We start from the raw sequence: 12,458 nt of genomic DNA, 5'->3' as shown, positions 1-12,458 counted from the left end.
ATGCATAGGCCATCTCAAAAGTTTTTATAGAAAGGGAATGAAGTTACAGTGGAGATTTCTTAACTGTGGTCATAACGAAAGGTAGCCCTGGGATTCATGATTCAAGAAATTGCCATTCTAGGCACCTCCTCCGCTTCACCAGTCTACCCGAAGAGTCCTGTTGATTGGATCGTTTAATCCTATTGAGGTGGCCTGGGAATTGGTACAAATCTTCGGGGAAGTGGAAAATTTTTTCTTTAAAGAAATCGTGTGTTCACGTGCCTACGGGTATGGTTCAATCAATCCATTCTTAACACCGTACCAAGAAAAGCTGACCCGATGGAAAAACCAAGTAGTGCAAGGCATATGTCAAAACCTTTCCCCACCACATGACGGTCTGGCACATCCCTCTCTGGCTATCGTGTCTTAACGCCATTGGGCTTTTGTTAGATAATGGTGAGAGGGATGCCTTGTCATGGATTGCATTCAGCCTGACAATTCGCGTGATCTTCTTGGCCAACCTTCTGATTAATTTCCAGCGGAGTTTCCGTGTCGGTTTCCAATCCATTCCACCCGTCTGCTCTCAGGCAAGTGACATGAATCACCTCAATATTTTTCTCCGGTAGTCACGTGGAGAATACCAGATACATCAAGAACCGTAATTTGGTTCCCGGTCAAACCAGTCGGCAAGGGATTCGATTGTTCTTGTGCTGAGCCTGGCTCAAAACATTTTCATAGAGAGTTTGGGAATAGAAGTGTCGAGTCTTGGCAAAACCCAATTTACACAACAGGTTCAAGGTCCGATACACGGTTCCCAAGGAAACTCTGTGGCCTTCTTCGAAAAGTAGCCCGTATAAACCTGGAGCCGTGACATGATTATTTCTCGCAAATGCGCCAAGAATTACATCTCGCTGTTTGCTGGGTTTCAGCCGATGCCGGATCAGACAAGCATGCCATATGTGAATCGGTGGAAGGGATACAAACTCTTCGGTATCAACCTGATAGGAAGGAAGGGCGGTTTTCGCATTCATAATTCTGAAACTCCTGAAAAAGTACGAGATGATTTGAGAAGTATTTCTTGATCATTAAGAAGACGAATCAATCGAGGAATCCCACACCACAGCCGCTCAGAATACTGAGACATCTCGCATGTTCAGGCAGTTATTTTCAAGGAAGCCCATCAAGTATGTACAGGAAGATATTAGTTGATAGTGAAAATGATAATATATATCATGAAACACTTAAGACACCATATGACTCTCACCTCTGACCAAATTGAAGATCTGTTTCATCAATACCGTGACGAATTGACCCGTCGTCTCGTGACCATGGTCAATTCCCGTGATACCGCAGCGGATCTCCTGCAAGAAACCTATGTGAAGCTCCTAGGTCTGGTGAACACCAAGGCCGTCGAGCATCCCCGTGCCCTGTTGCACAGGATTGCCACCAATCTGGCGATCGACTATCTTCGAAAACAGAAAAAACCCTTTCATGCCGTCGATTCCCTGGATGCCGCCATGGAGGTGCCATGCGGATCGCCATGTCCAGAGCGCATCGTGCTCGGCAAGGAGCGGTTTCAGTTGTCACTGCAGGCCATCGACAAACTTCCTCCACGAACCCGGGAAGCGTTTCTCCTCTATCGTGTCTACGGGTATTCCTATCGTGAAATTGCCGCACGCATGGGCATCTCGGATAGCGGGGTGGAGAAGCTGCTCATGCGCGCCTTGGATCAATTTTGTACCTTATTCGATCCTCTTGATGCCGATGAGTGAGGGGATTGGCTCACAAATTCGTCACTAGATATACTAGCCCTTCCTTTCAATACCGGGCATATCGCGGGCAGTCTATGGCATCAACAGACAAACAGTCCGAGCATTCGCCGCACAATGAGGACGAGACGACGTTAAGACAAGAAGCGATTGCCTGGGTCATTCGGCTGCATAACAGTCGGATGGCTCCGGAAGACCACCAGGCTTGCGAAGCCTGGAAGGCGAAAAGCTCCACACATTTACGGGTGTTTCAGAAAGTATCTGCAATCTGGGAAGACCCGGATCTTCACGCAGCCGCCACTCTACGCGCCCAGGAATCATCATCTATCATTCATCAACCATCCGCGCCACCCCGTCGTTGGCTGCGGCATGCGGTGGCGCTTGCGGCCTGTGCCGTGCTGATCACCATAGCGATCGCGCACTATGATCCGCTGACGTGGCTTCAGGCAGACTACCGGACGGCCATCGGGGAACAACAAACGATTACGTTACCGGACGGATCCACAGTCATACTGAATACACAAACAGCCATTGCCACCTCCTTTGATCAAACAGCTCGACACGTCCGTTTGCTGAAGGGTGAAGCCTCGTTCAACGTCCAACCTGATTCCCATCGTCCGTTCGTCGTCGAAAGTCAACAAACCACCACCCGGGCCGTGGGAACGGAATTTATGGTTCGAACTCAGCAGGAACATGAGCAAGTGACAGTGCTTGAAGGAACGGTTGAAGTCAGCAGCCTCCATGATCATGATTCGCCCGCCCTGGTATCCGCCGGGTCCCGGGTTCAATTGGAAGACGGACGATTGGGTCGTCCTTTTTCGGTCGATCTCCCGACGGTATCCGCCTGGTTAAACAAGCGGCTCATCGTCAATGGCGTCCCGCTGGAACAGGTAATTGACGAGGTACGCCGGTATTATCCAGGCACTATCGTGCTCTGGAATCAACCATTACGCGACATGCACGTCACAGGCACGTACAATCTGGAAGATCCCTCCAAGAGCCTCTCCCTTCTTGCCAAGACCTTTCCAACTCACATGCTCAATCTTGCCAACCGGTTCGTAATTCTCTTTTAAAAAATCTTTTTTCTCACAATATTTGTCAGATGACGTGAGGAAATTTTTGTTCGCTTCCGTCTAATCAGGCATACGAACAACACGGGAGGCGACGCATGCTATCAGAGAATGTATCGACAGTTGAACCTAATCTGCGACAACACGCGAAACGGAAAGATCCGTTAAAGTGTCTTGAGAAAATAATGGTCGTGGGACTGCTTCTAGCCATCCTTATCTCACCGGCCATGGCTCAAGAGGCATTCGCTGAGGCAGGACCAACCCAGATAGTCGGATTCGACATTCCCTCTCAACCGGTCGGATCCGCATTAAATGCCTTTGCCGATGCGACCGGATGGCAGATGAGTTTGCCAACGGAACTCGCCGCCGGTCGTATGTCCCCGGGAGTCAGTGGCCGTTACACTCCGGAAGTCGCGTTGCAAACGTTGCTGTCAGGAACGGGATTGACCTATCAGCTTGCCGATTCCAACGCAGTCATCCTGGTTCCGGAATCGCCATCGGCAGCTGCCCCTTCTGCCCTTCCATCGCCACGTCCGGTGGTCTCGGCGAAACTCCCCCGTTCAGGCAATGGGGCCACCACACCCAAAACGGTGAAGGTGCCGGAGATTGTGGTGAAAGAGGTGCGTGAGCGGGACGACGAAAAGACATATGTGGCCGAAGAGTCGCATACGGCGACCCGAACGGATACGCCCATTCGTGACGTGCCGCAGTCAATCCAGGTCATCACCAGAAAGGTGATCGAAGAACAGCGAACCTTTCGCTTACAAAACACTCTGGAAAATATTTCAGGGATCAACGCGACGGAGTCTGCAGCCTCTCTCTACGACTCACTCATCATTCGAGGATTCGCTGCCACCGACCGGTCCTATTATCGCAATGGCTTGCTCGACCCCTTCGCTCAGTTTATGGCGTCGGACACCTATAATATCCAGCGAATCGAAGTACTGAAAGGGCCGGCATCGGTGCTGTACGGACAGGGAGATCCAGGCGGGATCATCAATCTCGTCACCAACAAAGCCTTGCCTCATGCGGCCTATTCCGCCAGCACCACGTTGGGGAATTATAACTTTTATCGATCTGAACTCAACGCCACGGGGCCGATTAATGCAAATAAAACCCTGCTCTATCGTCTGAATGTAGCGGGCCAAAAGGCGAGTAGCTTCATTGATTATGCCAACCGTGATCTTGTGGCAGTCGCTCCAAGCCTGACCTGGCTTATAGGTTCACGGACCGCCTTCACGGTCGATTTTGATTACATGCGGCGGTGGAGCAACGACCCCTACGGACTTCCAGCCCAGGGTACGTACCTCCCAAACGTCAATGGCCCCATTTCTCGTCGTACCTCGACGACCCTCGGTAGCTTCAGCACATTTAATCGAAGCTCCTACCGGCTGGGCTACGACCTCTCCCATCAATTCAATAACAAGTGGTCCATTCGCAATGCGTACAGATATTCGATCGTGGAAGATGACAAGGATAACTTGTACGCCGGCTATGACGGCATCCTGGAACCCGACCAACGCACCATCCAACGGTTTCAGGTACTGCAGCCGGTGGTGGCCCGTCGGCATGCCCACTCGATGGTGACGAATGTGGTGGGGCATCTGGAGTTCCTGAAGATGGAACATACACTATTGACCGGCGTTGAACTCCGGCAGGAAAAAACCGATCAGTTCACCTTTGCCTTCGGCGAGGCTCCACCGCTGGATCTCTTCAATCCCGACTATTCCCTGCGCCCTAACCCTTTTGACGGACCCAGGATCAGCAATGTGGGCGACACAAAAAGCGTCGGGGTCTATATGCAGGACCAGGTGACGATTCTCCCGAATTTGAAATTTCTGGGTGGCGTGCGATACGACTATGTCGACCAGTACCAAAAGTTTACCTTTGCGGGAGACTCCACCAAAGATTCGTTGGACAACGATGCCTGGAGTCCTCGGTTAGGATTAGTGTATCAACCGATCAAACCCGTGTCCCTCTATACCTCCTGGACGAGAGGTTTTCAGCCAAGCTCAGCCTCGTCAGTTAACCCTGATGGGAAAACGTTCAAGCCTGAACGCTCCACCCAATATGAAGTCGGGATTAAAGCGTTTCTGTGGGATAATCGCATTTCCGCCACACTCGCCTTGTTCCACCTGACTCGGAAGAATCTGCTGACGCCTGATTCAAATCCTGCGCAGGCAGCCCAAGGGTTCATGGTCCAGTCGGGTGAGCAACGCAGCCAGGGAATTGAATTTGATATCACCGCCCAACTGACCGCGGGGTGGAACGTGATCGCCGGTTATGCCTATACCGATGCTGAGGTAACCAAAGACAACGATCCGACATTAGAGCATAAGCGTCTGGCCAATGTGCCTTACAATAAATTTACTCTCTGGTCCACATATCATTTTCAGGAAGGAGTACTCAAAGGATTCGGGGTTGGCGGGGGCATTTTCGCATACACCGATCGCAATGCCACTATTTCTGAAGATTTACCCACCATGCCCGGGTATGTCAGGGCCGACGCCGCGTTGTACTACAATCGTGAATTGCCACCGGGAAACTGGTTGGGTGCGAAGGGAGTGAATGCCTCGCTTAACATCCGCAACCTGCTCGATCAGCGATACGTCGCCACGTCATATAACGGTACATCAAGTTTCTTTTTCGGCGAGCCTCTGACGGTGCTGGGAACCGTGGGAGTACGATTCTAGGAGTGCCATGCAAGGAAAATTTGAGGTAAACATCCGTCAGGAGGAGAAGTTGCCGACTCGGTCACTCTCTCTCCAAAGAAAGGTCATTATGAACGAGTCAAAGATAAAAGTCGTATTCATCATGATGGGTCTTGCTCTCACTGCCTGCGCCGAAGGCCAGTGGGTGCATCCGACCAGGACCTCGATGGAAACCCAAGAGGATTGGGATACTTGCAAGGCCGAAGTACTGTCGGGAAAGGAGCATGGGAAAAGTACGTTGGCCGGCGGCATCAACCTGAGCGGCTGCATGCAGTCAAAAGGGTATCACTACCTCGAAGCTCCCCCGCCGCCTCATCCCAGCATGGATAATCCCACGAACCACTGAGGCTCTCCCTTTCACTCCAACCGGAATATGATGTGGGAATTTGTCCTATATTGAGAGGAGCTTCAATTTTTGGTCTTAAATTCTAACTCCAAGTGTCCTCCTCATGTTTAACATGATCCTCGGCTTTTTGAATGAACCTTCGGGCTAGGCCCTTTCCCCTCTTGTGCGTTTTCCCACCATTTGATAGACAAGACTCCTGTTTGGGTGGCCCCTAAAGTTCCCACCTGATAGATTCAAACCCGCCAAAATGATGGACCGATAGAATCGCCAAAAAAGACTGCCACCATGAAGGTCATAACCTGGTTCATTAAAAATCCTGTCGCAGCGAACGTCCTCATGGGGCTTATTGTCCTGTCCGGGTTCATCGGGCTGTTGAGTGTAGAAAAAGAGGTGTTTCCCCGTTTCAGTCAGCAAAGGATCGATATCAATGCGTTCTATCCGGGAGGCAGTCCTGAAGAGATCGAACAACGGATTTGCATCCCAATAGAAGAGGCCATCCATAATCTACCGGGAATTACCCGTCTAAATACCACAGCCGGGCATACTGACCGAAAGGAAGCAGTCTGTGCGATTCACGTACAAGCAGCGGAAAGCCAAGATCTCCAAACTCTTATTGGAGCGATCCAGGCCCGCATTCAGAATATTCCCCACCTCCCGACGGGGATAGATCGAGTAGAGGTGAAAGAGGGGCGGGCGTCCGATGATGATGGAGTGATCTGGGTGGCGCTTTACGGCCAGACCGATAGGCTTTCTTTAGTCCGGATCGGAGAGGAGATCAAGGCTGCGCTCTCACGTATTCCAGGAGTCGAGGAAGCTGAAAATTACGGATACATTCCATACGAGTTAGCGATCGAAATTCCTTCGGAACGGCTGCGTCGATCCAAATTGACGCTCAGCCAGATTGCCGATGCCATTCGGCAAAGCTCCCTTAATCTGCCGGGGGGGCTTCTCAAATCTCAAACCGGCGATATCGTATTGCAAACCCAAGGGCAAGCCATCGATGAAGCCACATTTGGGAGTCGAGTCCTCCTCCCCGCCTCAAATGGAAACACAATTCCCCTCCAGGATATCGCCACTATCCGGGACGGTTTGGCTGAACAAAACTTTTCATGGCACCACAACGGCTTGCCCGCGCAAGGTTGGGCTATCTACGCGAAGGAGGACGAGGTCGCGGTCGCTCGACGAGTCAAAGCCTATGTGGCAGAGATGGCCCCACGTCTCCCGGAAGGGCTGAACCTCATTTACTGGTACGATGAATCTCAAGCTTTCGAGGAGCGGGTCCGAACCTTGCTGGAAAACGGACTCACCGGTTTTATCCTCATTTTCCTCCTCTTGACCCTATTCCTGAATCGACAGCTCGCGATCTGGGTGGCAGCAGGGCTCGCCACGGCGTTGCTGGGAGCGTTGGCAGGAATGTGGGTGCTGGGTGTTTCTCTCAACATGCTTAGCCTATTCGGATTTGTGCTCGCATTGGGAATTTTGGTGGACGATGCCATCATTGTGAGTGAGAGTATCAACCGGCATCAGAGCGTCGCGGCACAGCAGCTCACCGGAACCGAACCCGCAAGGCTGAGGGCAAAAATCATGCGCTCCGCGACCATTGGCGGGGTCAAGGAGGTGGCAGGACCCGTCACCCTGGCCGTCATAACGACGGGGATTGCGTTTCTCCCTGGCCTCTTCCTTCATGGATGGGCTGAAGCCCTGTTGGGCCCTATTTGCATGGTCATGATATTGGCGTTGGGTTTTTCACTTGTCGAAGCCCTGTGCATTCTGCCTGCTCATCTCACCGCAGCCGCTCCCGTCTCAACCGGATGGATGGCAACCCTTCGGCACAGAGTGACCCGTGGGCTGGAGGGGTTCATCCATCATGGATATTTGCCGTTTTTGGATCGGTCCTGTCGCCAACCTTATCTGATAATTGCGTTCTGCGCTTCAGCAATCATGATCACCGCCGCACTGGTTTCGGGTGGCCATGTCCGGCTTTCCATCCAAGCCGATGTGCCGAAAGATACGATTACCCTGTATCTCGACGTCCCCCCTGGTGCGCCATTTACGACCGTACAAAGATTATCCACCCGGATTGAAGAGGCCTACAAGGAACTACGTCATTCACTGGAAACCCGCCAACCACCTGGTGAACCCAGCCCCGTCTCGGGGATTGAGAGCATGATCTTCGATAACGGGTCAGGATTCTGGGTCGAATTAGCACCAGGCGCTCGACAACGATTTTCCGTCGAAACGATCGCACGGGAATGGCGAAAATATATTGGCGATATCGGCAAGGCCAAACTCGACTTTTTGTATCGACAGGGAGACAATTACTACGACCTGGAATGGGCAGTCAGCACCACAGACTCTAAAACTATGACCGCTGCGTTGGCCACACTCACCGAACACCTTTCCAGCCTTCCTGGGGTGTTCGATGTCATGCATTCACACATCAAAGGCAAACCACAGCTGAGCCTGGAACTTCGACCGGAGGCCGAGCGACTCGGGCTACGACTTGAGGACGTGGCCACACAAGTGCGTCAGGCTTATCTCGGAGAAGAGGTGCAACGGTTCCAGCGACAACGTGAACAGGTCAAAGTCGTGGTACGCCTACCCCTGAACGAGCGACGTAATTTCAATGATTTTCGGCAGTTACCGATCCTGTTGCCCACGGGTGACCAGGCCCCCCTGGAAGTCCTGGCGAAATGGCGTTGGCTCCCTCAAACGGAGAGCATTACACGACAAAACCGACAACAGTTGGTCTGGGTCAGAGCTCGGCTCAATTCGGAACTTGCCGATGCCAACGCCATCTACGCAACGATGCAAAGAGGGTTTTTCGAAAACCTCAAACAGCGTTTTCCCGGATTGAATATCACCGTCGGCCATACGAGACAAGACCAGATGGCAGCCTTTGAAATACTCGGGCGCAATGCTCTATTTGCGGTGGGAATCATCTATGCACTGTTAGCCGTCTCATTCCGTTCATTTCGATACCCCGTCCTCATCCTCCTTGCCATCCCCATGGCCTGGGTAGGCGGTGTGCTCGCTCACTTTGTCCTGGGATTACCCCTTTCCATGGAATCGTTAGTCGGCATGATCGGCGCGAGTGGAGTAATCATCAATGATGGTTTGGTCTTGCTCAATTACGTTCAACGACGCAAGCCGAAAGAGACAGCCCTTAGTCCACAAGGTCTTATTTACAAGGCGTGTGAAATGCGATTTCGCCCGATTGTGCTGACATTTCTGACGACCCTGGTGGGCCTCGTGCCCATGTTGTTTGAGACGAGTGCTCAGGCTCAGTTCCTGGTTCCCATGGCTGTTGCATTAGCTGCAGGGCTGTTTGGAGGATTGGTCGCCACGTTATTACTTATTCCGGCCACGACGCTGATATTAGAACGGTCCCTGTCCCGAACCCACCCCGCGACCCTCTCAAGTCATAGTGACGCATCCGAATATTCTTAATTGATTCTTCAAGACGCCATCTCGTGGGGGTTTTGGGAAACTTAAACGTCTACTACTATGGAAGGAAGACTACGAGAAGAAGTCAAGGTTTCTTCCTGATCATTCGTACCCACCATGAGGGTAACCGACTCAACCATCGAACGTGAAGGATGCAACAGGCTCCTCACTCGATGATGAATAACAGAAGACCGTAGGTTTTCCCCAAGAGTGTTTTTTGCGAATTCACATTCCGATCCGGAACCCCGCATTAAAGGGAGTGTTGAATAATTTAGATTTTCAGGGGCAAATTTGCCCAGGATTAGAATACTCATCAAAGGCTCCGGGTCGGTTCAAAAAAATCGGTCCAGCAAGGCCGCAACCGTTTTTACGCGCGGAGCGTACGCTGAGTACGTGAGCACGGAAAAATGGCGAGAACGCCGCTGGCGGCTTTTTTTCAACAGACCCTTAAGATATTCCAATCTCTTGTGAGGTCAATAGCACATGAGATGGCCAAAGAAATGGATTCGCCGATATCGCCTTATGACTAAAACATACCGACCTCTCTTCATGACGGTCGGAGTCTGCCTCGTCCTGCTTTCAGGATGCATCTCGACCCCGGAACGTCATGGGGAACGCATCATGGACCCTGTGCCCGAACAATGGTCCACGATCACGGACAGGACGGTCGAACGAGTCACGGATGGATGGGTGGACACGTTTCACCTGCCGATACTGACGGATATGGTCCGCGAAGCGTTGAACTTTAATCACGACCTCAAAGCCGCAGCGGCGCGGGTAGAGATTGCCCGAGCCAATGTCCGCATCGCCGGAGCTCCTCGTCTTCCTCAAGTCAATTTTTCCCCGGACTTTCGCCACGGCCGTTTCGGGACATTCGATAGCGATATCGCCAACGAGAATTACAGCTTCATGGAAGTGGTCTTTAACCTTTCCTGGGAGCTGGACATCTGGGGACGAATTCGTGCCTCGCAGGAGGCAGCCTCCCTGGATTCCATAGCCGTGGAAACGGACTTGCAGGGAGCAGCGTTATCACTCGCGGCACGAACAGCGCAAGCCTGGTTTGAATTGATTGAAGCAGGCCTTCAGGAAACGGTCGCCTCACAATCAGTCGCCGATCGACGGATGCTTGTGGAGCTGGTCCGCGGTCGTTTTAACCGCGGGCTCACACCCGGATTGGACCTTGGATTGGCGCTGACGGACCTCGCCAATGCTGAAGCTCAACTGGCCGAGGCACACAATCAAGTCCAAATGACCGCCCGCCGGCTGGAAGTGTTGCTTGGCCGTTATCCCGCCGGAGAATTGAAAGCCCAATTGCCATTACCGGCATTACCTTCAACACTCACTGCGGGCGTTCCATCTGAATTGCTCAATCGCCGACCCGACATTGCCGCCGCCATGGAGCGTCTCCGTGCAGAAGACCAGCGGTTCATCAGCGCCAACCTTGCGCTGTTGCCGCGCATCACCTTAACGGGGACCGGCGGAACCCGTAGTAATTCACTAAAAGAACTGACGCAGCCGGGAGCCCTTGCCTGGAATGTAGGAACCGGCTTGCTCCAACCCATCTTTGCCGGAGACCAACTACAGGGTGAGATCGCACGTAACCGCGCGGCCGTCACCGAAGCTATGGAGAATTTTCAACAAACCGCATTGGAGGCATTCCGTGAAGTGGAGCAGGCCCTGGCAGCCGAAGAACGATTGTCGGAACAGGAGCATGCGTTATCAGACGCGGTGAAACATGCCCACGCGAACCAACAGATGGCGGTCTATGCCTACCGCCATGGATTTACGACCATTCTCACGCTGCTCGACAGTTTCCGCGGAACCTTAATGGCTCAAAGTGCGCATTTGACCGTCAAACGGCGTCTGCTGACCAACCGCATTGACTTATATCTGGCACTTGGAGGCACCATATGAACCGAGCACTGCTGCCCATCGGTGTGCTATCGATGGGCCTAATCTCTGCCTTCCTGGTCCTGAACAATCGCTCCCAGCCGGAAACATCAAGACTCCAGCCGGAGCCGCCCCATGTTGAGGTCCTTGAGGTCCAACCCCAAAGCGTGCGCGTGACCGTGACCTCGCAGGGAGTCGCAATGCCGCGCACGGAGATTGATCTGGTCACAGAGGTCGCCGGCAAGGTGATTCATGTTCATCCCGCCTTCGCCGCCGGCGGATCGTTTCATCGTGGAGACATTCTCGTGGTCGTGGATCCCCGAGATTACCAATTTGCCAGGATTGAGGCGCAAAGCCGACTCGCGGAAGCCCAGCGACTCTTAGCCCAGGAAGAGGCGCAAGTCGAACAAGCACGGAACGAATGGCAGGTTCTCGGTAAGGGTGAAGCGACCCCCCTGGCTTTACGCACACCGCAACTACGGGAAATACGTGCAAAAGTCGCTGCAGCCAAAGCGGATGGGGCGAAAGCCCGATTGCAGCAAATCCGTTGCGTGCTCCGAGCCCCGTTCGATGGACGAATTGGGGCTAAGCATGTGGATCTGGGCCAATACCTTGTTCCAGGAGAAAAAGTCGCCCGCCTCTATGCCACCGACAGCCTGGAAGTGCGTCTCCCGGTATCCATGGAACAATTAGCTTTTTTAGACATCCCATGGATTTCGGAAAAAAACGGTTCAACGCACACGGCGCCTTCCGTGACCTTGCAAACGACCATTGGCAACGGCATGGCTCGTTGGGCTGGATACATCATTCGAACCGAAGGCGCAATAGAACCAACCTCCGGGCAGCTTTCCCTTGTCGCACGGGTCCCGGAACCGGAGTCCGATCAGAACCATGGGCGACCCTTATTACCGGGAACATTCCTCAAGGCGGAGATCGAAGGCCTGGAATATCACCAGGTTTTTGTCTTACCACCAGCCGTCGTTAACACCCGTACAGAGCAGGTCCTGGTCGTTGGTGATGACAACCGGCTCAAGGTCAAAAATCTTGATATTTTGAAATCCGAAACTAGTCGGATTGTGGTCCGCGGGGGGTTGCAAGCAGGGGACAAGGTCGTCTTGTCCGGTGTGGACATTCCAATAGAAGGCATGCAGGTCACGATCTCTCCTCTTCGCCAAGACCTCCCCGCTTACTGACAAGCTTTGTAATTGAGCGGAAAAATAAACTGCCTATTTTTAATTCAATTATC

8 protein-coding genes are annotated in these 12,458 nt (G+C 52.6%); 7 read left to right on the top strand and 1 reads right to left on the bottom strand.

Annotated elements, in window-relative coordinates; all coding sequences use genetic code 11:
* Positions 1 to 653: 653 nt before the first annotated feature.
* Complete coding sequence (locus ACTRXD_RS01620; protein WP_442430133.1) at positions 654 to 1,010, bottom strand: transcriptional repressor; 357 nt, start codon at positions 1,008 to 1,010, stop codon at positions 654 to 656.
* 201 nt (positions 1,011 to 1,211) lie between these two features.
* Between ACTRXD_RS01620 and ACTRXD_RS01615 the strand changes: the two genes are divergently transcribed.
* The 7 genes from ACTRXD_RS01615 to ACTRXD_RS01585 all read left to right on the top strand — a co-directional run bounded on the left by ACTRXD_RS01615 (position 1,212) and on the right by ACTRXD_RS01585 (position 12,405).
* Positions 1,212 to 1,751: an RNA polymerase sigma factor gene (locus ACTRXD_RS01615; protein WP_442430132.1), complete on the top strand. Its 540-nt coding sequence runs from the start codon at positions 1,212 to 1,214 to the stop codon at positions 1,749 to 1,751.
* 74 nt (positions 1,752 to 1,825) lie between these two features.
* Positions 1,826 to 2,821 (top strand): FecR family protein, encoded by a 996-nt coding sequence (locus tag ACTRXD_RS01610; protein WP_442430131.1) that lies wholly within the window; start codon positions 1,826 to 1,828, stop codon positions 2,819 to 2,821.
* 95 nt (positions 2,822 to 2,916) lie between these two features.
* Positions 2,917 to 5,511 carry a TonB-dependent siderophore receptor gene (locus tag ACTRXD_RS01605; protein ID WP_442430130.1) on the top strand — a complete coding sequence of 865 codons (2,595 nt, stop codon included), beginning with the start codon at positions 2,917 to 2,919 and terminating at the stop codon, positions 5,509 to 5,511.
* 88 nt (positions 5,512 to 5,599) lie between these two features.
* Positions 5,600 to 5,875, top strand: coding sequence for a hypothetical protein (locus tag ACTRXD_RS01600; RefSeq protein ID WP_442430129.1), 276 nt, complete (start codon positions 5,600 to 5,602; stop codon positions 5,873 to 5,875).
* 285 nt (positions 5,876 to 6,160) lie between these two features.
* Entirely contained in the window at positions 6,161 to 9,325 is a 3,165-nt protein-coding gene (locus ACTRXD_RS01595) for an efflux RND transporter permease subunit (protein WP_442430128.1), read from the top strand.
* A gap of 480 nt (positions 9,326 to 9,805) precedes the next feature.
* The gene (locus tag ACTRXD_RS01590) at positions 9,806 to 11,236 is read left to right on the top strand and encodes a TolC family protein (RefSeq protein ID WP_442430127.1); all 1,431 of its coding nucleotides are present in this window, start codon (positions 9,806 to 9,808) and stop codon (positions 11,234 to 11,236) included.
* Complete coding sequence (locus ACTRXD_RS01585; RefSeq protein ID WP_442430126.1) at positions 11,233 to 12,405, top strand: efflux RND transporter periplasmic adaptor subunit; 1,173 nt, start codon at positions 11,233 to 11,235, stop codon at positions 12,403 to 12,405. Before ACTRXD_RS01590 ends, ACTRXD_RS01585 begins: the two co-directional genes overlap by 4 nt.
* Positions 12,406 to 12,458 lie beyond the last annotated feature (53 nt).

Origin of the sequence: Nitrospira sp. T9 (assembly GCF_052156535.1) — a bacterium.
Taxonomy (GTDB): domain Bacteria; phylum Nitrospirota; class Nitrospiria; order Nitrospirales; family UBA8639; genus Nitrospira_E.
This window is presented reverse-complemented; position numbering and strand designations above follow the sequence as displayed.